The sequence below is a fragment of the Palleronia abyssalis genome (assembly GCF_900302445.1).
Taxonomy (GTDB): Bacteria; Pseudomonadota; Alphaproteobacteria; order Rhodobacterales; family Rhodobacteraceae; genus Palleronia; species Palleronia abyssalis.
In genome coordinates this window covers 95938-116489 of sequence record NZ_ONZF01000001.1, presented here as the reverse complement: position 1 = coordinate 116489, position 20552 = coordinate 95938, and the positions used below count along the sequence as shown (strand labels likewise).

Below are 20552 nucleotides of genomic sequence, written 5' to 3'. Positions count from 1 at the left end.
CTTCACAGACGGGGTCCGGGCGCATGGGGGAGACATCCCTATTCGTCCACCGGTTGAGGCAAACGCCTCTTTTCAAGGCCCCGTCGAGGATCGAAACCGGAAAAGGATACCAAGATGGCTCTTCCCGAGTTTTCTCTGCGTCAGCTTCTCGAAGCGGGCGTCCACTTCGGCCACCAGACCCAGCGCTGGAACCCGCGCATGGGTCCGTATATCTACGGTGACCGCAACGGCATTCACATTCTCGATCTGACGCAGACCGTCCCGATGCTGGACCAAGCGCTGCAGGTCATCCGCGACACGGTCGCGAAGAACGGCCGCATCCTGTTCGTCGGCACCAAGCGGCAGGCTCAGAAGCCCGTCGCCGAAGCCGCCGAGCGTTGCGCGCAGTACTACATGAACCACCGTTGGCTGGGTGGCACGCTGACCAACTGGAAAACGGTCAGCCAGTCGATCAACCGCCTGCGCGAAATCGACGAGCGCATGGCCGAAGGCGCCGGTGGTCTGACCAAGCGCGAGCGTCTGTCGATGGAGCGGGACCAGGCCAAGCTGAACGCTTCGCTGGGCGGGATCCGTGAGATGGGTGGCGTTCCGGACCTTCTGTTCGTCATCGACGTGAACAAGGAAGACCTGGCCATAGCCGAAGCGCGCAAGTTGGGCATTCCGGTCGTGGCCGTGGTCGACACCAACTGCTCGCCCGATGGCGTGGATTACGTGATCCCGGGCAACGACGACGCCGCCCGTGCCATCCAGATGTATTGCGATCTGGCTTCGCGTGCCGCGCTTGACGGGATGTCGGCGCAGATGGCCCAAGCCGGTATCGACATGGGTGCCATGGAAGAAACCACCGGCGAAGAGGAAGAGATCCTCGAGACCCCCGCGAATGCGGAGGAAACGCTGGACGTATCCAAAGAGGCCGTGCACGACGACACGAAGGCCAAGGATGCGCCGTACGAGCTGGAAAACAAGGAGTAACGGCACCTCCGTTACGGACCTGTCACCGAAGCGGGGTAGCCCCTGCTTCGGGCTTTTGAAGATATGAGGAGAGCCGAGCCATGGCGATCACCGCAGCAGATGTGAAGAAACTCCGCGAATCCACCGGCGCGGGCATGATGGACGCCAAGAAGGCGCTGACCGAAACCGACGGGGACATGGACGCCGCCGTGGACTGGCTGCGTACGAAAGGCCTTGCCAAGGCCGCCAAGAAAGCCGATCGCACCGCGGCCGAGGGCCTCGTCGCTGTCAAGGTCGAAGGCGGCACCGGTGTCGCGGTCGAGCTGAACTCGGAAACGGACTTCGTCGCGAAGAACGCTGAATTCCAGCAGTTGGCCGGCGATATCGCAGGCGCGGCCCTGGGTGCCAACACCGTCGCGGACCTGTCCGAGACGGATATGGGCGGCAAGCCGGTGAAAGAGCGGATCACCGACGCCATCGCCAAGATCGGCGAGAACATGACCCTGCGCCGGATGGAAAAGATCGAAGGCCAGAACGTCGCGGCTTACGTTCACAACGCCGCCACCGACGGCATGGGCAAGATCGGTGTCCTCGTAGCCTATTCGGGTGACGATGCAGCCACCGCACGCCAGATCGCCATGCACATCGCCGCCGTAAACCCCGCCGCGCTGAACGAGTCGAAGCTCGACCCGTCGATCGTGGAGAAGGAAAAGGCCGTGCAGATGGACATCGCGCGCGAGTCCGGGAAGCCCGAACAGGTGATCGAGAAGATGATCGAAGGCCGGATGAAGAAATTCCTGTCCGAGATCACGCTGGTCAATCAGGCCTTCGTCGTGAACCCCGATTTGACGGTCGGCGCCGCCGCCAAGGAAGCCGGGATCGAGCTTCTGGGCTTCGTGCGCATGGAAGTTGGCGAGGGCATCGCGGTCGAGAAGGAAGACTTTGCGGCCGAAGTCGCGAAGGCCGCCGGCAAGGGCTAAGCCTGTCACGCGCTATCACAAAACATGAAGGCGTCCCACGGGGCGCCTTCGTCATTTTTGGCGCAGCTTAGGTCACGGCGAACAAGGCGAACAACCGGTCATATGGTGGACGCCAAGGAGTATCCGATTTATCGGCTCCAAACGCGAAGCGATCCACACCACGGAAATGGAAGTTCCAGATCGTTGTTTGTCGGCGTGACGAGTAAACGATCATGGCAGCGTTGCACGCGAAGACTGCAGGGTGATCTGTACGGCTCGGTCGGACTTTCTCGTTCCTTGGAAAAACAGGGGCCATGCTGAGCAGCAGAAGGTGCCTGTCATCATGAAGCTCTAACAGTCACCAATGCGTCATTGCATCTGATAATCATGATTATGTAAAGAACCGATCGACCAGTCATTTGCGGTCTGGTTCGATTTCTCGCCGTAACTCCTTTCGTGTGGCCGTAATCTCTTGAGAAAGCGACAAAGCCCACAGCAGCATCGGAATGGCCACGAAGCCACCCACCGGGCCCCATAGCCACAGAAAAAAAACCAAGGCAAAGAACACCAGAAGCGGATTGACCTTCATAGTACGACCGATCGCCGTGGGCGTGACGAATTGCGCTTCGATCATGTTCAGGCCCAGGAACGTAAGCGCAGGCACGATCACGAACCAACCATCGAACACGACGAGCCCGGTCAGCAGAAGCGCCACGAAAATGATCGCTGGGCCAAGATACAGGACGAAGTTCAGGACCGCGACGGCCACACCCCACAGCAGCGGTGACGGAACGCCCAGAATTGTCATCGCGATGACGGTGCAAATCCCGAAGCCGAGGTTGACCACTGAAATCGTCAGAAAGTACCGGGCGACTTCGCGTTCGGCATGCTTCAGACGTCGGGCAGTTTCCTTTTCCGCGTCATCCGGCGCGACATGGGTCGCGATCCAGGCGTAGACCTCGTTGCGGGTCAGTAGGAAAAAGAACAGGACGCCGACGAAGGTGATCGACTGGCCCAAGACAGACGGTGCCAGAAAGAGGGCGTCCGCCGTCGACGGCAAAGCGAATGCCGCGCCGCCGGACGCCGCATCCTCGCTTGCCGTTTCGGCGGCCTGCTGTTCCGCGCCAGCGACGGCTTCGCGCATTTCCTCGCCGGCCGCTTCGAGGCCCTGGAGCATCGCCTGGAATTGGTAAACGAAGCCCCGGGTCTCCTCCAAGATCGTCGGCCATGCCGTGATCAATCGTTCAGCCACGGGAAGCGCGAGGCCGGCGATCAGGACGATGAGGAACAGCGACAAAACGAGGCTGAGAAGCGCGGAAAGGCCGCGCATCAGTCCAAGCCTCTCCCAGAAATCGGACAATGGGGACAGCACGACGCCGAAGACCAAGGCCAAAACCGTCGGTGCCAGAACCGATTGGGCCACATAGAGGCCCCAGCAGATTGCGGCCACGCCGGCAACGATCAGTGCGATATTGCTGGCGGTCTGTATGCGCCGGGCCTGGTCATCATTCATGGCGACGGAACGCCGCGGCTTGGCCGAGGTTCCGCACCTAGCCCAACGCGTAGCCCGCGCCCCGGATCGTTCGGATCGGGTCAGGCATTTTCGGCACGCCAAGCGCCTTGCGCAAACGACCCACGTGAACGTCGACAGTGCGGCTATCGACATAGATATCGCGACCCCAGACCCTGTCCAGAAGCTGCTCTCGGCTCCAGACACGGCCGGGTCGCTCCAGAAGCGTGGCAAGCAGGCGAAACTCGGTTGGGCCCAGGCGCAATTCCTGGCCTTCGCGTGTGACGCGGTGGGTTTCCGGGTCCAGGATGATACCGTCGAAGGTCAGAGCCTCGCCCACTGTGATGGGCCGGCTACGACGCAACTGCGCCCTGACCCGGGCCATCAGCTCGGCGACGGAATAGGGCTTGGTGACATAGTCGTCCGCCCCGGTTTCCAGGCCCCGGACGCGATCGCCTTCTTCGGTCCGGGCAGAGAGCATGATGACCGGGACCCCCTGCCCCGTATCCTTGCGCTTGAGCCGTCGGCAAATCTCGATCCCCGAGACGCCCGGCAGCATCCAGTCCAGAACGACGATGTCCGGCGCGGCTTCCTCGAACAGGGTCAGCGCCTCGTCGCCGGTTTCCGCGCGCGTGACGGCAAACCCTTCTGCCTCGAGGTTATAGGCAAGGATTTCGCGCTGCGACGCTTCGTCTTCCACGATCAGGACATGGGGTTTGGTGGACATCGTCTAGCCCTCGAAAACCTCGGTCGAGGTCCGGTCGCCTTTGGGACGTTCGCCGCCCGGTTGGTTCCCCTCGATCGTATAGATCACCTGATCGGCGATGGAGGTGGTATGATCCCCCATGCGTTCGATGTTCTTGGCGATGAAATGCAGGTGCATGCAAGCCGTGATGTTGCGCGGATCTTCCATCATGTAGGTCAAGAATTCGCGGAAGATGGCCGTGTACATCTGGTCCACGTCCTCGTCGCGGTTGCGCACGTCATGGGCCAGCTTCGCATCGCGCTGAATATAGGCATCAAGGACGTCGTGCAGCATCCGCTCGACCTCGCGGGCCATGCGGCGAATGGACCGCGGCGCGCCTTCGATGGGCGGAAGCTCCAGCAGGATGTTGGTGCGCTTGGCCAGGTTCTTGGCATAGTCGCCAATGCGTTCGAGGTTGGCGCTGATCTTGATCACCGACAGCACCAGGCGCATGTCGCTGGCGATGGGCGCACGCAAGGCGACCACGCGGGCGGCTTCTTCGTTCACGACAGCCTCGATCTCGTCGATGCTCTTGTCGTTCTCTCGGACCTTCTGGGCCAGCTCCTCGTCGCGGGTTTCCAGTGCGGTGACCGCATCGGTGATCGCCGCCTCGACCAATCCGCCCATGCGAAGAACCTTGGCCTGGAGGCCTTCAAGATCCCTGTCGAACGCCGAAAGAATATGTTGCCCTTCGCTCATCGTCGTACCCCCCTCAGCCGATCCGGCCGGTAATGTATTTTTCAGTCCGCGGATCCTGCGGATTGGTGAAAATGTCGTCGGTCTCGCCGTATTCGACCATATCGCCCAGGTGGAAGAAGGCCGTCTTCTGGCTGACCCGGGCCGCCTGCTGCATGGAGTGCGTCACGATCACGACGGAATAACGGGTGCGCAGCTCGGAGATCAGTTCTTCGACCTGCGCGGTGGCAATCGGGTCGAGCGCCGAGCAGGGTTCGTCCATCAGCAGCACTTCCGGAGACGTGGCCACGGCGCGGGCGATGCACAGACGCTGCTGCTGGCCGCCCGAAAGCCCGGTGCCGGGCGCTTGCAGACGGTCCTTCACCTCATCCCAAATCGCCGCACGCCGAAGCGAGGTTTCCACGATTTCGTCCAGCTCGGCCTTGTTGCTGGCAAGCCCGTGAATCTTCGGCCCGTAGGCCACGTTGTCAAAGATCGATTTCGGGAACGGGTTCGGCTTCTGGAACACCATGCCAACCTTGGCGCGCAACTGCACCGGATCGACGCGGGGATCATAGATATCCTCGCCGTCGATCGAAATCTCGCCCTCGATCCGGGCAATGTCGATCGTGTCGTTCATGCGGTTCAAGCAGCGCAGGAACGTCGATTTCCCGCAGCCCGAGGGGCCGATGAAGGCGGTGACCGTCTTGTCCTTGATCGCAAGGCTTACGTCCTTGATGGCGTGGTTTTCGCCATAGTACACCTGAACGCCCTTTGTTTCGATTTTCACGTCGTTCATGGTCGTGTCTCTCTCGTCGGCTCTCACGTCTTTCATTCTATCCTCCATTCACCAGCGCCGTTCGAACCTGCGGCGAAGCAGGATTGCCGTGATGTTCATGATGGCCAGGAAGACCAGCAATACGATGATGGCTCCGCTGGCCCGTTCGGCAAAGGCGGGATCGGCACGTTGGGTCCAGTTATAGACCTGAACGGGCAATGCCGTGGCGGGATCGAAGAATCCTTCGGGCGGGGCGTCGGGGTATTCGGTCACAAAGGCAACCATGCCGATCAGCAGAAGCGGCGCGGTTTCGCCAAGGGCCTGCGCCAGGCCGATGATCGTGCCGGTCAGGATGCCGGGGCCGGCCAGCGGCAGGACGTGGTGGAACACCGCCTGCATCTTTGACGCGCCGACCCCGAGGGCCGCATCGCGGATCGAAGGCGGCACAGATTTCAGCGACGCCCGTGTCGAGATGATGATGGTCGGCAGCGTCATCAGCGTCAGAACAAGCCCGCCCACGATGGGTGCCGATTGCGGCAGACCCGCGAAATTGATGAAAATCGCCAGGCCCAGGATGCCGAACACGATGGAGGGCACCGCCGCGAGGTTCGAGATATTGACCTCAATGATGTCGGTGATGCGGTTCGTCGGTGCGAATTCCTCAAGGTAGATCGACGCGGCGACCCCGATCGGCAGCGCAAGACACAGGACGATCAGCATCATGTAGGCCGACCCAAGGATCGCGACGCCAAGCCCGGCCGCCTCGGGGCGCTGGTCCGACGCATCAGGCTGAGTCACGAAGTTCCAGTTGAAGGACTGCTCCAGAAGACCCGCCTCGGCCAAGGCCTCGGCCAGTTGCAACTGTTGGGGCGAGATCTGGCTGTCCCGCTCGGCCGAGGCCATGGTGACCTGACCCTTGTAATACTGGTCGACCCGCGAGGTTGTCAGGAAGCGGAACGTCTCGGACGTGCCGATCCGCTCGGGATTGGCCAGCACGAATCTGCGCACTTGCGCAGCGGCCTGGTTCGAGACGATCTCGGCCGGATCGTCCAGCCCCTCGATCTCGATCCCCTGAGTCTCGATGGCGTCTTCCACCGCCTGCTCGATCAAACCGTTGTAGCCGAACGAGATCACGCCGGCGATGTCGTCGATATTCCTCTCGCCGCTGGGGTCCAGCGTGTCCTCCAGAAGCGGCACCTCCAGCGTGACATAGCTTTGCTGGAACGCTGGCAGGCCTTGCATCAGAATCGACGTCAGCAGGAGAACCAGTGCGGTCAGACCGACGAAGATCGCCCCCAGGCCGTACATGCGGAACCGCTTTTCTGCGGCATTGCGTTTGCGGGTCCGCGCATCGGCTTCGAGGATGCTTGAGGGCCGGGACGGGGTGTCGGGAATGGCGGTCATCAGTCGTATTGCTCCCGGTAGCGGCGCACGATGAACAGGGCGAAGACGTTCAGCCCCAGCGTTATGACGAAAAGGGTCAGGCCAAGCGCGAAGGCCACCAGCGTCTCGGGCGAGGCAAAGTTGGTGTCGCCGGTCAGCTGGCTGACGATCTTGACGGTGACGGTGGTCATGGCCTCGAACGGGTTGAGTGACAGGCGGGCCGCGGCCCCTGCCCCCAGTACCACGATCATCGTCTCGCCGATGGCACGCGACGCGGCCAACAGGATGGCGCCCACGATACCCGGAAGTGCGGCTGGCACGACGACCTGACGGATGGTTTCGGCCTTGGTCGCACCAAGACCCAGCGACCCGTCCCGCATGGATTGCGGCACGGCCGAGATGATGTCGTCAGACAGCGACGACACGAACGGGATCAGCATGATCCCCATCACAAGGCCCGCCGTCATCACCGACGACCCCGAATTGCCAAGTCCCAGAGGCTGCGCGAAGTAATCCCGCAGCATCGGGCCCACGACCAGAAGCGCGAACAGGCCGTAGACGATGGTGGGAATGCCGGCCAACACCTCGATCAAGGGCTTTGCGATGGCCCGCATCCGCCGTCCGGCATATTCCGACAGGTAGATCGCCGAGAACAGGCCGATGGGCACCGCCACCAGAAGCGCGATCAGCGAAATATAGAGTGTTCCCCATAGCAGCGGGATGATCCCCAGATCGGAGTTGCCGCGGAAGTTCGGCGCCCATTGCAGGCCGAAGAAGAACTCGGTGATCGGGTACTGGCGGAAGAAATTGATGGACTCGAACAGCATCGACAGCACGATGCCGGCCGTCGTCAGAATTGCGATACACGCCGCCGCCAGAAGCAGAGCAAGTATGACGCTTTCGACCTGGTTGCGGGCGCGTTTGCTGTGATGAACGCGGGCCAGATTGATCGCGAACCCCGCGGCGCCCGCCAGAAGGACGGCCACCGTCATCAGAATGCCCCCGGTGGCAGACAGGCTGCGGAAGGTACGGGCGGCATCAAGGGTCTCGGCCGACACGTTAGAGCCGAGGGCAAGGCCGACCTCGCCAAGGCGCCCGCGAATATCGTCGTCGGGTCCGAGGGCCGCGATCTCCTCCGGCGTCATAAGCCCGCGCGATTCAAGCTGATCGAACCCGGCCGCCAGGCGCTCGATATCGCCCATCATCAGGCCGCGGGTCGAACCTTCGGGGATCGCGGCATCGGCAATTTGGGTAGCGACCTGCGCATCGATGTAGAGGGGCTGAACGAACAGCCAGATCGCCAGCAGGGCAAGCGACGGGATCAGTGCGGCGAGTGCGACGCCGACGCCGTAATAGTTCGGCCGCGAGTGCAAGGTCTTGGGATCGCCACCGGCCGAGCCAATGGCCCGGCGCCGTCCAAGCGCGAAGCCCACGATAGCCAGTCCCACGAGGATGACCAGGATCCAGAACACCGACATTCAACCCCCCGGGTTTCAGGTACGAAAAGGGGACGGCCGGATGGCCGCCCCCGGCAATGGTAGATCGTCGCTCAGGACGCGTCGGCCGACATGGTTTCCTCGTCCGAGATCTTCTGCTGGGTCGCGGCAAGCTCAGGGTCGGGGACCAGTCCGTAATCGGCAAGCGGGCCGCCCTGACCGGCGATCTGGTCGCTGACGAAGAACGAGGCGTATTCCTTCAGGCCGGGAATGACACCGATATGCGCGCCCTTGATGTAGAAATACAGCGGACGCGACACGGGATATTCGCCGGTCGAGATCGTCTCGGTCGACGGCTCGATACCGCCCATGGTGGCGACCTTCAGAACGTCGGTGTTGTTCTCGTAGAAGGACAGGCCGAAGACACCGACGCCCTGCGGGTTCGATTCGATGCGGGCCAGCGTCTCGGTGTAGTCGCCATCGATGTCCACGGCGGCGCCGTCGTTGCGAACGGCCATGCAGGCCTCTTCCGCGGCATCTTCGTCCATGCCCATGTCCATCATGGACTGCATCGCGCCCGTGTCTTCGCAGCCCTGCAGCAGGACCTTTTCCTCGAAGACTTCACGGGTGCCGTGCTTGGTGCCCGGGATAAAGGCCAGGATCTCGGCGTCGGGCAATTCGCTGTCGACGTCGGTCCAGTTGGTGTTCGGGTTCGACACCATCTCGCCGTCCTGGGGCAGTTCGGCGGCCATAGCCTGATACCACTGGGCGGGCTCGAACTCGTTGAAGGCCGGGCCGTCGGTCTGGCTGGCGAAGACGATGCCGTCATAGCCGATGCGGACTTCGATGATGTCGCTCACGCCGTTCGCGGCGCAGGTTTCGACCTCGGCGGGGCGGATGGCGCGCGAGGCGTTGGCGATGTCGATGGTGTTCTCGCCCACGCCTTCGCAGAACAGCTTGAGGCCGGCCGAGGAGCCGCCCGACTGGATGACGGGAGTCGGGAACTCGGTGGATTCGCCGAAGTATTCGGCGACGATGTTGGCGTAGGGCAGCACGGTGGACGAACCGGCGACTTGGACCTGCTCGCGGCCTTGGGCGGACGCGGCGGTCGCGGCCGCGGCCAGAATGGCGACGGATGCGGTGGCTTTTGCGAAGGACATTGGAATCTCCTGGTCTGTCTTTCGTTGAGACCGCGTCGAGGCGGCCTTGGAGGGCTGACTAGGCGCGTTCGGAGTCGCTTTTGTAACGCTCACGTAACAGTTTGATGACAAAGTTCATAATTCCGCGGCGTCAAGGTTCGCGGGGCAGACTTACTGTGAAGCACGTCCCCTGCCCCACCTGAGAGCGCGTGCGCAAACGTCCCCGGTGCCGCGAAACAATGTGCTTCACGATGGCCAGGCCCAGCCCCGTTCCGCCAACCTCGCGGGACCGGTGACTGTCGACACGATAGAAACGCTCGGTCAGGCGTGGAACGTGCATAGGGTCGATGCCGACGCCATCATCTCGCACTTCGACCACGACACCGGGCCGGCGCAGATCGTCCAGCATCGCGTGTTCGGTCAGCGTCAGCGAAACGGTTTTCCCACCATACTTGATGGCGTTTTCCAGCAAGTTCGCGAAAACCTGGCGAAGCTGATCCGCATCGCCGCGTATGATGACGGGCGGCTCAGGCGCATTGCAAACAACGTCGATTCCCCTTGCTTCGGCTTGCATCGAAAGCACGCGCACGACCGAGGCGAGGATCGAGGCGACGTCGACTTCCTCGCGCGGGCGCACCCTTTCGTTTGCCTCGACCCGGGACAGCGCCAGCAGGTCCTCGACCAGCCGGTTCATCCGGCTCGCTTCCTGCGCCATGGTGCCCAGAAAACGGTCCCGTGCGCCGGCATCGTCGCGGGCCGGACCGCGCAATGTTTCGATAAAGCCGATCATCGCGGTTAGAGGGGTCTTCAATTCGTGGCTGACATTGGCCACGAAATCGCGCCGCATCTGGTCGGCATCTTCCGCCGCCGACAGGTCTTCGAACGTCACAAGGGCAGAGGTGCCGATCTTGCCCGCATGGGCCCGCCATGTGCTGTCCACGCCGTCACGCCGTGCAAGGTACCGCGCCCGGGCGGACGTCGCGTCGCCCCGGACTTTCTCGATCGCCTCGATCAGGCCGGGCTGGCGCAGCGCCACGACATAGTGTCGCCCTACCAGCCCCGCGCCCAGAAGCGTCTCCGCCTGGGGGTTCGCCGCGGTGATCCGGTCCGAGGATCCGACAAGCAATGCGGGCTGCGGCAAGGCCCGAAGCAGATCGGAGGGATCGGACAGCGCCATGTCAGCCGTTCGCAGCCGACCGTATGGCGGTCTCGAACTCGGAACACAGAAGCTGGGCCGGTTCCACCCCCACCGAGACGCGGAACGTCCCCTCGCCCAGACCCTTGGCCTCGCGATCCTCGGGACTGAGCGCGCGGTGAGAGGAGGTCGCAGGATGACTGATGGTGGTGCCAACGTCGCCCAGCGTGGGTGCGAAGGCGATGTTCCGGGCCGCACGAACAAGGCGGTTGGCCGCGTCACGCCCGCCGGCGATCTCGAACGTGACCATGTTGCCGAAGCGTCCCTTCAGAAGGTCCCGGGCCCGTTCGTGATCCGGATGATCGGCCCGCCCGGGATAGATCACCCGCGTCACACCGGGCAGACCGTCAATATGGGCAGCCAGTTTCGCTGCGTTCTCCTCGGCCCGGTCATACCGCAAGTCGAAGGAATACAGGCCCCGCTCGGCAAGCCAGCAGTCGAACGGGCTGGGCGTCAGACCCAGAGTGACGGCAAACACGCGCATCCGGTCCATCAGCGCCGAATCCGTTGCGCCCACATAGCCCAACGTGGCGTCGGAGTGACCGGCCAGCAGCTTCGTGACAGAATGGATCACGATATCCGCGCCGAAATCGCGGGCCCTCACGGCACGGGGGGTTGTGAACGTGTTGTCCACGGCCAGCAAGATACCGGCTTCCTTCGCGATCTTGGCGATCCCCTTGAGGTCCGCGATCCGCAACGTCGGGTTCGACACAACTTCGATCAGGATCATGCGGGTTTCGGGTCGGATCGCCGCACGGAGGGCCTCGACATCGGTCGGATCGGCAAGGGTGGTCGCAATGCCCATCCTCGGCAGCTCTTCGGACATCATGCGAAGCGACCGGCCGTAAAGACGGTCGGCGCCGATCACGTGGTCGCCCTGCTTCAGAATTCCCATCAGCGCCGCGCTGACCGCAGCCATGCCCGAGCCCATGATCATGCCGCCCGACAGCCCCTCCATCGCGTCGATCTTTTGGGCCAGAAGTGCTGCATTCGGGTGCGCCTCGCGGGCATAGGTGAACCCTTCCTCGCGCCCTTCATAGATCGCGTCCAGCGCGTCCGGGCTTTCGGCCCCATAGACGACCGAGGGCTGGATCGGGGTGCCAACGGCGCGCCCCGTTCCCCCGGGCCATGGGGTGCGGCGCACCTGTGTGGCCATCGGATTCGTGGTCGATGGCGCGGGCAACGCGGGACGGTCGACGAGGCGAGAGGTGCCGAAAAGGCGGTCGAAAATGCTCATGAGATGGCTTTCAGCGACGTGGAGAAGCGGGCCGCGTTCTCCTGATAATGGATGGCCGACGCGCGCAGCATCTGGATCGCCTGCGCGTCGAGCTCGCGCACGACCTTGCCGGGCGCGCCGAGGACGAGGGACCCGTCGGGCACCTCCTTCCCTTCCGTGACCAGGGCCCCTGCCCCGATCAGGCAGTTCTTCCCGATCCGTGCTCCGTTCAGAACCGTCGCCCCCATGCCGATCAGGCTTTCATCGCCGATCGTGCAGCCATGAAGCATCGCCTTGTGCCCGATCGTGCAGTCGCGCCCGATGGTCAGCGGGAACCCCATGTCGGTATGCAGCACGCAGTTCTCCTGGATGTTCGTGCCGGCGCCGACTTCGATGGTTTCGTTGTCGCCGCGCAAGGTGGCCCCGAACCAGACCGACGCCTTGGCGCGCAGAAGAATCCGGCCAATGACGTTCGCGTCCGGCGCCACCCAGACACCGTCTTCCAGAAGGGGCGTGGCCCCGCCCAGATCGTAGATCATGTCGTTTCCTCGAACTCGCTTTGCAAATGGCGCACATGCTCGGTCAGGCGGGGCTGTTGGGTCCTGCGCAGACGGGCCGCGGTGATGATCGCACGCAACTTCTGCTCGGTCTCGGCCAGATCCTCGTTCACCAGCACGAAATCGTAGCCGTCCCAATGGCTGATCTCGTCCCAGCTTTTCTGCATCCGCCGCCCGATGGTCTCGTCATTGTCCTGACCGCGGGCTTCCAGACGGCGGCGCAGTTCGGGAATCGAAGGCGGCAACAGGAAGATCGACAGCGTGTTTGTATTGAGCTCGGAATTTCGAATCTGCTGTGCACCCTGCCAGTCGATGTCGAACAGGACGTCCCGGCCCGCGTGAATGGCCTCTTGAACCGGCCCCTTGGGCGAGCCGTAGAAATTGCCGAAGACATGGGCATGTTCCAGCATGTCACCATCGGCAACCTGCCGTTTGAACTCGGATTCCGTGACGAAAAGGTAATCCTTGCCGTCCACCTCGCCCGGGCGCGGCGATCGCGTCGTGGCCGAGACCGAGAACTGGATGCTGGGATCCCAGGCCATCAGCGCCCGCGCCAGCGTGGATTTGCCCGCGCCGGACGGGGATGACAGGATAATGAGAAGACCGCGTCGGGAGACGGACAAGAGATCACTCCACGTTCTGAACCTGTTCGCGGAGTTGATCTATGACGGTTTTGAGGTCAAGCCCGATGGCCGTCAACGCCGCATCCTGAGACTTGGAACACAGAGTGTTGGCCTCGCGGTTGAACTCCTGCATCAGGAAGTCGAGCTTGCGTCCCTTGGGGCCGTCCCGGCGCATCTCGGCCTTGGCCGCGGCGACATGGGCGCACAGCCGGTCCAGTTCCTCGGTCACGTCCTGCTTGACCGCCAGAAGGGCCAGCTCCTGTGCCAGGCGGTCGGGATCGACGCTGGCCTCTGGCGCGATGCGGGCAATGGCGGCGCGTAATGCGTCGCCCTGCCCCGCCTGACGGTCCCGTGCGGCCGTGGATGCCTGCGCCACCAGGTCACCGATCCGGTCCAATTGCTGCATCAGGATGGCATCCAGGGCGCGGCCCTCATCCAGGCGCGAGGTGACGAAGGCCGGCAGAACCTCGTCCTCGAACTGGGCGATCAGGGTATCGCGCAGACCGGCTTCGGCCTCGGGAGACAGGGACTCGGGCGCAGTCCGGATCTGCAGAATGTCGATCGCGCGCACCGGGGCCAGAGGACGCCCTTTCTCGGCCGCTATCGCCTCGACCGTGGAGATTTGAGTCAGTGCCGTCTCGACCGCGACCCTGTCCACCCCGCCGGAGATCGCCTCGCGCGTCAGACGCAGCGAGACGGTCACGTTCCCCCGGGCGAGTGCCGCCTGCACCCGTTGCCGCAGCCCGGTTTCAAGCCCGCCGATCCAGTCCGGCACACGCAGGCGCAAGTCCAGCCCCTTGCCGTTCACGGACCGCATTTCCCAGCCCCAGGTCCACCCTTCCCAAGCGCCTGTTTCGCTGGCAAACCCCGTCATCGAAGCGGTCATCCGTTAACCTCTCGTTAAAATTGCAGCAGATTTTCAGAAACTGCCGTGGTATTTGCTTGTTTGCGGAACAGTGTGTCGCAAGGCGGTCGGAAAGACGACCCGGAGCGTTCCGAATTTGCATGAGGGGTCTTGTCATGTCGCAGGAAAGTACGGTTGTCGATCTGGAAGCGCATCGCAAGGCGCTGATACCAACCGGCAAGGATGCACTGCTCGCCTACTGGAACGAGATCGGGGGCGCGCTGGACGTGCCAGGGCGGGACGCCATCGACCCGGCGCGGATCTCGGGACTTCTGGGCGAGATCGTGCTGATCGAACGCATCGCACCCCGCCAAGCCAAGATCCGTCTGGCAGGGCAGGCGATTGGAAACGCCGTCGGGATCGAACCCCGTGGCATGCCGATGACATCGCTGATCTCGACGGCGTCGCGTGGCGCGCTCGAGGATGCGATGGAAGCCCTGTTCGATCGCCCGTCCATGGTGGAACTGGAGCTTGCAGGCCCCAAGACGCCATTCCGCAGGCGGATGCATGGGGAATTGTTGCTTCTGCCATTGCGTGATCGCGAAGATCAGATCACCCGTGCGATCTGCTATGCCAGCTTGCCCGAACGCCGGACCAAGGCCCCGCTTCGGTTCGACATTATGGATACGCGTCTCCGGCGCCTGAAGGCGCGGGTGGCTGCACCTGTCCAAACCAACACGCCGATCTTCGAAGATGCCGAGCGGGCGCGAGACGTCCTGCGTCGCCGCCAATCGTTCCGGATCGTCGATCCCGTTTGACGAAAATCCCGCCGGCGAAACCCGCGGGATATGTGGATCAGGCGGTGGCGGCCGTCATGACGTCGCCCTTGGTGTTCCGCATCAACTGGTTGACGAGGAACGCCAGTTCCAGGGCTTGCGATGCGTTGAGGCGGGGATCGCAAGCCGTGTGGTAGCGATCCGACAGATCCTCGTCGGTCAGCGCCCGCAGTCCTCCGGTGCATTCGGTCACGTCCTGCCCCGTCATCTCGAAATGCACGCCGCCGGGCACGGTGCCCTTCGCGGCGTGGATACGGAAGAACTCCTGCACTTCCTTCAGCACGTTCTCGAACGGGCGAGTCTTGTAGCCGGTGGCAGACTTGATCGTGTTGCCGTGCATCGGATCGCAGGTCCAGACGACTTTTGCGCCCATCTCCTCGACCGTGTCGATGAGGCGGGGCAGATGATCCTCGACGTTGTCGGCGCCGAAACGGGTGATCAGCATCAGGCGCCCCGCGTCGTCCAGGTTGCCGCCCATCAGCTTGTCGATCAGGACCTTCAGATCCTCGTTCGAGGTCGTCGGGCCGCATTTCAGGCCGATGGGATTAATGACCTGGCGGCAGAACTCGACATGCGCGCCATCGGGCTGGCGCGTGCGGTCGCCGATCCAGATCAGGTGCCCAGAGCCGGCCACCAGATCACCGGTCTGCGGATCGACCCGGGTCAGGCCTTCCTCGTATTCCAGAAGCAGCGCCTCGTGGCTGCTATAGAAGTCGACCGTCGCCAGTTCTTCCGCCTTGCGGGGGCTGAGGCCCGCGGCGCGGATGAAGTCCAGCGTGTCCTGAAGCGCTCCGGCGATGGCGCGGTAATCGGCCGCCTTGTCCTCGGCCGTCCAGTCCAGCGTCCAGGCATGCACCTTGTTGACGTCGGCAAAGCCGCCCTTCGACAGCCCGCGTAACAGGTTCAATGTGGCGGCAGCCTGTGTATAGGCCTCGATCATCCGGTTCGGGTCGGGCGCGCGGGCGGCTTCGCTAAAGTCGAACCCGTTGATGATATCCCCGCGATAGCTGGGAAGCTCGACGTCGTTCACCGTCTCGGTCGGGGCCGAGCGCGGCTTGGCGAACTGCCCGGCGATGCGGCCGACCTTCACCACCGGCACCTTCGCGCCATAGGTCAGAACCATGGCCATTTGCAGAATGACCTTGAAGAAGTCGCGGACTTGCTCGGTGCCGAACTGCTCGAAGCTCTCGGCACAGTCCCCACCCTGCAAAAGGAACGCCTGCCCGCGGCTGACCGCGGCAAGCTCGGACTTCAGGCGCCGCGCCTCGTCCGCGAAGACAAGGGGCGGCAATGCCCGTAGCCGATCCTCGACCGCGCGCAGCGCGGCAGCGTCGGTATAGACGGGCATCTGGATCCGCTCACGCTGGCGCCAGCTCGAAATCCCGGACATTTGCATCGCCCATCCTCCTGCGAAAGAAACCGGGGAGAACGTATAGGCGCGCGCGGCGCAGCTTGCAAACCTCAATCCCGCCGAATTACGCGTCTTGCGAAGGGCCGGGAAATGGTGCTTCGGTCCGCCAATGGAACAATCCGTCCGCCCCACGCCGAAGACCGAGCGCGCTGCCCCGCGAGACGGGGTCGCACGCCACTATACCTTTCTTCTTCTGGATCGCTTCAGCCTGCTAAGCTTTGCGGGTGCGGTCGACTGCCTGCGCATCGCGAACCGCCTTGCAGCGCGTGATCTTTATTCCTGGTCGTTGACCGGCGACGGGGGCGCGGCGAAGACATGCTCGGCCGGCGTGGTGTTTCAACTGAACGACGATCTGGGAGATCCGCCCCGCGACGCGACGATCATCGTGTGCGGCGGGCTTGAGGTCGATCAGGCGTCGACCAAGCGGGTGCTTAACTGGTTGCGGCGCGAAGCGCGGCGCGGGGCGGTCATCGGTGGACTGTGCACCGGGGCGCATACGCTGGCCAAAGCGGGGCTGCTGGAAGACAAACGCGCCACGATCCACTGGGAGAATGCCGATGGGTTCGCCGAAGCGTTCGACGACGTGGAACTGACCAAACGCGTCTTCGCCATAGACGGCAACCGCCTGACGACCGCGGGCGGCACCGCATCGATCGACCTGATGTTGCGTCTGATCGCGCGTGACCAAGGCGAGGATATGGCGAATGCCGTGGCCGATCAGCTGATCTATTCGGCGATCCGCACGGACCGCGATCAGCAACGGCTGTCGACCCCCACCCGGATCGGCGTGCGCCACCCGAAACTGTCCGAGGTGATCCAGAAGATGGAGCGCCATATCGAGGAGCCGATCAGCCCCGCCATCCTGGCGCGCGAGGTCGACCTCAGTACCCGACAGTTGGAACGCCTGTTCCGCCGTTACCTGAACCGTAGCCCCAAGCGCTACTACATGGAGTTGCGCCTTAGCCGAGCCCGCAACCTGCTTCTTCAGACCGATATGAGCGTCATCAACGTCGCGCTGGCCTGCGGCTTCACCTCGCCCTCGCATTTTTCGAAATGCTACCGCGCGCACTACAAGACCACGCCGTACCGGGAACGTGGCAGCCAGGCCGAACCCTGACGCAGGGGGCTGCTTTTCTTTTCCGAACGGGCGTTCTAGCTTGCGCGCCAGGAGTCAAATCCTGAGCAACAGGGAGAAACGATCAATGAAAAAACTTCTTCTCGCGACCGCGATGACCACTGCCGCGACCGGCGCTTTTGCGCAGGATGGCGACCCGGTGCGCATCGGCGTCATTCTGGGCTTCACCGGCCCCATCGAATCCATCACGCCCAACATGGGCACCGCGGCCGAGCTGGCGATCTCCGAGATCAACGAAGCCGGCGGCATCCTCGACGGGCGTATGCTCGAAGCGGTCCGCGCCGACTCAACCTGCATCGACGCCGCCGCCGCACAGGCCGCTGCCGAGCGTCTGATCACCTCGGACGGGGTTGCGGGCATCATGGGCGCTGACTGTTCCGGCGTGACCGGGGCGATCCTGGCCAACGTCGCCGTGCCGAACGGCGTCGCTATGATTTCGCCGTCCGCCACCTCGCCGGGTCTGTCCCAGGCCGAGGATAACGGCCTATTCTTCCGCACTGCCCCGTCCGATGCACGCCAGGGTGAGGTTATGGCCAACATCCTGATGGAGCGGGAGATCGAGGAAGTCGCCGTCACCTATACGAACAACGACTACGGCAAGGGCTTCGCCGACGCCTTCACCGCCGCCTACGAGGACGCCGGGGGCACCGTGACCCTGTCGGCGCCGCACGAGGACGGCAAGGGGGACTATTCGGCCGAAGTCGGTGCGCTGGCGTCTGCCGGTGGCGATGTGCTGGTCGTGCTGGGCTATGCCGACCAGGGCGGCAAGGGGATGATCCAATCCTCGCTCGACTCGGGCGCGTTCGACACGTTCATGATGGGCGACGGGATGTTCTCGGAAGCGCTGCTGGCCGATCTGGGCAGCGACATGGAAGGCTCGTTCGGGACCGTTCCCTGGGCCGAAGGCGAAGGCACCGAGGCGTTCAACACCGCCGCCGAGGAAGCTGGTTTCGATCCTTCGACCTCGTACACGCGCGAAAGCTATGACGCGGCAGCCCTTCTCGCGTTGGCGATGGAGGCTGCAGGCTCGACCAGCGCATCGGATTACGGCCCGATGATCACCGAGATCGCCAACGAGCCAGGCGAGCAGATCCTCCCCGGTCAGCTTGGCCGCGCGATCGAGATCCTGGCCGACGGCGGCGAGATCGACTATGTCGGCGCGACCAATGTCGAGCTGATCGGACCGGGCGAAGCCGCCGGTACCTATCGCGAATACAACATCGAAGACAGCGCGTTCACGACCGTCGAAATTCGCTGATATCGTTGAATAAAAACGCAGCCCAGGCTAGGGACACGCCTGGGCTGCTAATTTGACGGCCGGACCGAAACGCGTGCCGATCGGGACAATATCGGACACCCACGGGGAGCAGGGACATGATCGTCGTAGAGGACGTTCACAAGCACTTCGGCGGGTTCCACGCCGTCGACGGGGCAACACTGGAAATCGCGGAAGGTTCCATCACCGGACTCGTCGGTCCGAACGGTGCGGGAAAGACGACACTGTTCAACGTGATCGCGGGGGTCCTGCCCCCGACCAGCGGCCGTGTGACCATGGCGGGCGAGGACATCACCGGCCTGCCGCCGCACGCGCTGTTCCACAAGGGGCTTCTGCGGACGTTCCAGATCGCGCACGAGTTCAGTTCGATGACGGTGCGCGAGAACCTGATGATGGTGCCCCCCCGCCAGTCCGGGGAGACGCTGTGGAACGCCTGGTTCCACCGTGCGCGCATCCGTCAGGAAGAGGCCGACCTTCTGAAGAAGGCCGACGAAGTTCTTGAATTCCTTACCATCGATCACCTCAAGGACGAGAAGGCAGGAAACCTGTCGGGCGGCCAGAAGAAGCTTCTGGAGCTGGGCCGGACGATGATGGTCGACGCGCGGATCGTGTTCCTGGACGAGGTCGGCGCGGGCGTGAACCGCACCCTTCTGAACACGATCGGCGACGCGATCCTGCGTCTGAACAAGGAGCGTGGATACACCTTCTGCATGATCGAGCACGACATGGATTTCATCGGGCGTCTCTGCGATCCGGTCATCGTCATGGCCGAGGGCAAGGTGCTGGCCGAGGGCACGATCGACGAGATCAAGAGTAACGAAGAGGTGATCGAGGCGTATCTCGGCACCGGTCTGAAGAACAAGGAACCGGCATGAGGACGCCCCAAAACGGGTCTTTCGCCCCTGAAACCCGGCGGACATGCGCCGGACCCGCGACGGGTTTCCGCCGCGCCGTGGCCGGACATGGGCCGGATTTCGGCCGGACAGGCGCCGGGCGTCTGTCGGGCATCCGTCGGGACAGCCTGTCCGCGCGGGGGACCCTCGCATGAGCGATACGTATTCGGACCGCGGAAGCAACGACCTGTCGGCCACCAAGTCGAACCGCCCCGTCGGGACCACGCCGCAAACGGGTGCACCCCGGAACAGCCAGCCGAAGCCGGGCGAGCCGGTTCTGATCGGTGACAAGATGACCGGCGGCTATGGCACCGGCGCGGACATCCTGCACGCCTGCACCGTCGCTGTGGACAAGGGGCAGATCGCGGTGATCGTGGGGCCGAACGGCGCGGGCAAATCGACCGCGATGAAGGCCGTTTTCGGGATGCTGAACGTGCGGGAGGGGGCCGTGCGCCTGCGCGGCGAGGAAATCACCCACCTGAAACCGCAGGAGCGGGTGGCCAAGGGCATGGCCTTCGTGCCGCAGACGTCAAACGTGTTCACCTCGATGAGCGTCGAGGAGAACCTAGAAATGGGGGCCTTCCTGCGACGCGACGACATCCGCAAAACGATGGATCAGGTTTATGACCTGTTCCCGATCCTGCGCGACAAGCGACGCCAAGCGGCCGGAGAGCTTTCTGGCGGTCAGCGTCAACAGGTCGCCGTGGGACGGGCGCTGATGACCCAGCCGCAGGTTTTGATGCTGGACGAGCCGACCGCGGGCGTCAGCCCCATCGTCATGGACGAGTTGTTCGACCGGATCATCGAGGTGGCGCGGACCGGCATCTCAATCCTGATGGTGGAACAGAACGCGCGGCAGGCGCTGGAAATCGCGGACCGCGGATACGTGCTGGTGCAGGGGGCGAACGCCTTCACGGGCACGGGCAAGGAATTGCTGGCCAATCCGGACGTGCGCCGGTCGTTCCTTGGGGGCTGAAGGGGTGTCACACC

At 63.4% G+C, this 20552-nt stretch carries 20 protein-coding genes; 7 read left to right on the top strand and 13 right to left on the bottom strand.

The features are described from left to right. Nucleotides 1–114: 114 nt before the first annotated feature. On the top strand, nucleotides 115–972 hold the full coding sequence (gene rpsB, locus PAA8504_RS00565) for a 30S ribosomal protein S2 (protein WP_108892232.1): 858 nt from the start codon (nucleotides 115–117) through the stop codon (nucleotides 970–972). A gap of 80 nt (nucleotides 973–1052) precedes the next feature. Beyond that, nucleotides 1053–1931: a translation elongation factor Ts gene (gene tsf / locus PAA8504_RS00560; RefSeq protein ID WP_108892231.1), complete on the top strand. Its 879-nt coding sequence runs from the start codon at nucleotides 1053–1055 to the stop codon at nucleotides 1929–1931. 394 nt (nucleotides 1932–2325) lie between these two features. Here tsf and PAA8504_RS00555 read toward each other — a convergent pair whose 3' ends face one another. The 12 genes from PAA8504_RS00555 to PAA8504_RS00500 all read right to left on the bottom strand — a co-directional run bounded on the left by PAA8504_RS00555 (nucleotide 2326) and on the right by PAA8504_RS00500 (nucleotide 14053). After that, on the bottom strand, nucleotides 2326–3423 hold the full coding sequence (locus PAA8504_RS00555) for an AI-2E family transporter (protein ID WP_181375655.1): 1098 nt from the start codon (nucleotides 3421–3423) through the stop codon (nucleotides 2326–2328). 37 nt (nucleotides 3424–3460) lie between these two features. Next, entirely contained in the window at nucleotides 3461–4147 is a 687-nt protein-coding gene (gene phoB, locus PAA8504_RS00550; protein ID WP_108892229.1) for a phosphate regulon transcriptional regulator PhoB, read from the bottom strand. 3 nt (nucleotides 4148–4150) lie between these two features. Then, the gene (phoU, locus tag PAA8504_RS00545; protein ID WP_108892228.1) at nucleotides 4151–4864 is read right to left on the bottom strand and encodes a phosphate signaling complex protein PhoU; all 714 of its coding nucleotides are present in this window, start codon (nucleotides 4862–4864) and stop codon (nucleotides 4151–4153) included. Between the two features lie 13 nt (nucleotides 4865–4877). After that, nucleotides 4878–5675, bottom strand: a complete 798-nt coding sequence (gene pstB, locus PAA8504_RS00540) for a phosphate ABC transporter ATP-binding protein PstB (protein WP_108892227.1) — start codon at nucleotides 5673–5675, stop codon at nucleotides 4878–4880. 12 nt (nucleotides 5676–5687) lie between these two features. Beyond that, the gene (gene pstA, locus PAA8504_RS00535) at nucleotides 5688–7022 is read right to left on the bottom strand and encodes a phosphate ABC transporter permease PstA (protein WP_108892226.1); all 1335 of its coding nucleotides are present in this window, start codon (nucleotides 7020–7022) and stop codon (nucleotides 5688–5690) included. After that, nucleotides 7022–8479, bottom strand: coding sequence for a phosphate ABC transporter permease subunit PstC (gene pstC / locus PAA8504_RS00530; RefSeq protein WP_108892225.1), 1458 nt, complete (start codon nucleotides 8477–8479; stop codon nucleotides 7022–7024). Before pstC ends, pstA begins: the two co-directional genes overlap by 1 nt. 71 nt (nucleotides 8480–8550) lie before the next feature. Continuing rightward, complete coding sequence (locus tag PAA8504_RS00525) at nucleotides 8551–9597, bottom strand: PstS family phosphate ABC transporter substrate-binding protein (RefSeq protein ID WP_108892224.1); 1047 nt, start codon at nucleotides 9595–9597, stop codon at nucleotides 8551–8553. Nucleotides 9598–9727: 130 nt separating this feature from the next. After that, the gene (locus tag PAA8504_RS00520) at nucleotides 9728–10753 is read right to left on the bottom strand and encodes a sensor histidine kinase (RefSeq protein WP_108892223.1); all 1026 of its coding nucleotides are present in this window, start codon (nucleotides 10751–10753) and stop codon (nucleotides 9728–9730) included. Nucleotide 10754: 1 nt separating this feature from the next. Further along, the gene (locus PAA8504_RS00515; RefSeq protein ID WP_108892777.1) at nucleotides 10755–11927 is read right to left on the bottom strand and encodes a trans-sulfuration enzyme family protein; all 1173 of its coding nucleotides are present in this window, start codon (nucleotides 11925–11927) and stop codon (nucleotides 10755–10757) included. A 77-nt stretch (nucleotides 11928–12004) separates the two neighbouring features. Then, nucleotides 12005–12526 (bottom strand): gamma carbonic anhydrase family protein, encoded by a 522-nt coding sequence (locus PAA8504_RS00510; protein WP_108892222.1) that lies wholly within the window; start codon nucleotides 12524–12526, stop codon nucleotides 12005–12007. Continuing rightward, on the bottom strand, nucleotides 12523–13167 hold the full coding sequence (gmk, locus tag PAA8504_RS00505) for a guanylate kinase (protein WP_108892221.1): 645 nt from the start codon (nucleotides 13165–13167) through the stop codon (nucleotides 12523–12525). Before gmk ends, PAA8504_RS00510 begins: the two co-directional genes overlap by 4 nt. Nucleotides 13168–13171: 4 nt before the next feature. Beyond that, nucleotides 13172–14053 (bottom strand): YicC/YloC family endoribonuclease, encoded by an 882-nt coding sequence (locus PAA8504_RS00500; RefSeq protein ID WP_108892220.1) that lies wholly within the window; start codon nucleotides 14051–14053, stop codon nucleotides 13172–13174. A 134-nt stretch (nucleotides 14054–14187) separates the two neighbouring features. Here PAA8504_RS00500 and PAA8504_RS00495 point away from each other — a divergent pair, with 134 nt between their 5' ends. Then, nucleotides 14188–14829 (top strand): PAS domain-containing protein, encoded by a 642-nt coding sequence (locus PAA8504_RS00495; protein WP_181375654.1) that lies wholly within the window; start codon nucleotides 14188–14190, stop codon nucleotides 14827–14829. 37 nt (nucleotides 14830–14866) lie between these two features. On the opposite strand, the gene PAA8504_RS00490 is transcribed toward PAA8504_RS00495, so the two are convergent. Continuing rightward, complete coding sequence (locus PAA8504_RS00490; RefSeq protein ID WP_108892218.1) at nucleotides 14867–16243, bottom strand: class II 3-deoxy-7-phosphoheptulonate synthase; 1377 nt, start codon at nucleotides 16241–16243, stop codon at nucleotides 14867–14869. 124 nt (nucleotides 16244–16367) lie between these two features. Between PAA8504_RS00490 and PAA8504_RS00485 the strand changes: the two genes are divergently transcribed. From PAA8504_RS00485 to PAA8504_RS00470, 4 genes are all read left to right on the top strand, one after another. Further along, nucleotides 16368–17375, top strand: coding sequence for a GlxA family transcriptional regulator (locus PAA8504_RS00485; protein ID WP_108892217.1), 1008 nt, complete (start codon nucleotides 16368–16370; stop codon nucleotides 17373–17375). Between the two features lie 85 nt (nucleotides 17376–17460). Then, complete coding sequence (locus tag PAA8504_RS00480; RefSeq protein ID WP_108892216.1) at nucleotides 17461–18651, top strand: ABC transporter substrate-binding protein; 1191 nt, start codon at nucleotides 17461–17463, stop codon at nucleotides 18649–18651. 116 nt (nucleotides 18652–18767) lie between these two features. Next, nucleotides 18768–19544 (top strand): ABC transporter ATP-binding protein, encoded by a 777-nt coding sequence (locus PAA8504_RS00475; protein ID WP_108892215.1) that lies wholly within the window; start codon nucleotides 18768–18770, stop codon nucleotides 19542–19544. A gap of 169 nt (nucleotides 19545–19713) precedes the next feature. Further along, nucleotides 19714–20538, top strand: a complete 825-nt coding sequence (locus PAA8504_RS00470; RefSeq protein WP_108892214.1) for an ABC transporter ATP-binding protein — start codon at nucleotides 19714–19716, stop codon at nucleotides 20536–20538. Nucleotides 20539–20552: the final 14 nt, after the last annotated feature.

Excerpts from the sequence above, each read along its gene's own strand:
- tsf (WP_108892231.1), top strand. The coding sequence starts at position 1,053 with ATGGCGATCACCGCAGCAGATGTGAAGAAACTCCGCGAATCCACCGGC.
- PAA8504_RS00500 (WP_108892220.1), bottom strand. The coding sequence starts at position 14,053 with ATGACCGCTTCGATGACGGGGTTTGCCAGCGAAACAGGCGCTTGGGAA.
- PAA8504_RS00515 (WP_108892777.1), bottom strand. The coding sequence starts at position 11,927 with ATGGCCACACAGGTGCGCCGCACCCCATGGCCCGGGGGAACGGGGCGC.
- PAA8504_RS00470 (WP_108892214.1), top strand. The coding sequence starts at position 19,714 with ATGAGCGATACGTATTCGGACCGCGGAAGCAACGACCTGTCGGCCACC.
- PAA8504_RS00495 (WP_181375654.1), top strand. The coding sequence starts at position 14,188 with ATGTCGCAGGAAAGTACGGTTGTCGATCTGGAAGCGCATCGCAAGGCG.
- rpsB (WP_108892232.1), top strand. The coding sequence starts at position 115 with ATGGCTCTTCCCGAGTTTTCTCTGCGTCAGCTTCTCGAAGCGGGCGTC.
- PAA8504_RS00520 (WP_108892223.1), bottom strand. The coding sequence starts at position 10,753 with ATGGCGCTGTCCGATCCCTCCGATCTGCTTCGGGCCTTGCCGCAGCCC.
- phoB (WP_108892229.1), bottom strand. The coding sequence starts at position 4,147 with ATGTCCACCAAACCCCATGTCCTGATCGTGGAAGACGAAGCGTCGCAG.
- pstB (WP_108892227.1), bottom strand. The coding sequence starts at position 5,675 with ATGAAAGACGTGAGAGCCGACGAGAGAGACACGACCATGAACGACGTG.
- PAA8504_RS00490 (WP_108892218.1), bottom strand. The coding sequence starts at position 16,243 with ATGCAAATGTCCGGGATTTCGAGCTGGCGCCAGCGTGAGCGGATCCAG.
- PAA8504_RS00485 (WP_108892217.1), top strand. The coding sequence starts at position 16,368 with ATGGAACAATCCGTCCGCCCCACGCCGAAGACCGAGCGCGCTGCCCCG.
- phoU (WP_108892228.1), bottom strand. The coding sequence starts at position 4,864 with ATGAGCGAAGGGCAACATATTCTTTCGGCGTTCGACAGGGATCTTGAA.
- PAA8504_RS00475 (WP_108892215.1), top strand. The coding sequence starts at position 18,768 with ATGATCGTCGTAGAGGACGTTCACAAGCACTTCGGCGGGTTCCACGCC.
- PAA8504_RS00555 (WP_181375655.1), bottom strand. The coding sequence starts at position 3,423 with ATGAATGATGACCAGGCCCGGCGCATACAGACCGCCAGCAATATCGCA.
- PAA8504_RS00525 (WP_108892224.1), bottom strand. The coding sequence starts at position 9,597 with ATGTCCTTCGCAAAAGCCACCGCATCCGTCGCCATTCTGGCCGCGGCC.
- pstC (WP_108892225.1), bottom strand. The coding sequence starts at position 8,479 with ATGTCGGTGTTCTGGATCCTGGTCATCCTCGTGGGACTGGCTATCGTG.
- pstA (WP_108892226.1), bottom strand. The coding sequence starts at position 7,022 with ATGACCGCCATTCCCGACACCCCGTCCCGGCCCTCAAGCATCCTCGAA.
- PAA8504_RS00480 (WP_108892216.1), top strand. The coding sequence starts at position 17,461 with ATGAAAAAACTTCTTCTCGCGACCGCGATGACCACTGCCGCGACCGGC.
- PAA8504_RS00510 (WP_108892222.1), bottom strand. The coding sequence starts at position 12,526 with ATGATCTACGATCTGGGCGGGGCCACGCCCCTTCTGGAAGACGGTGTC.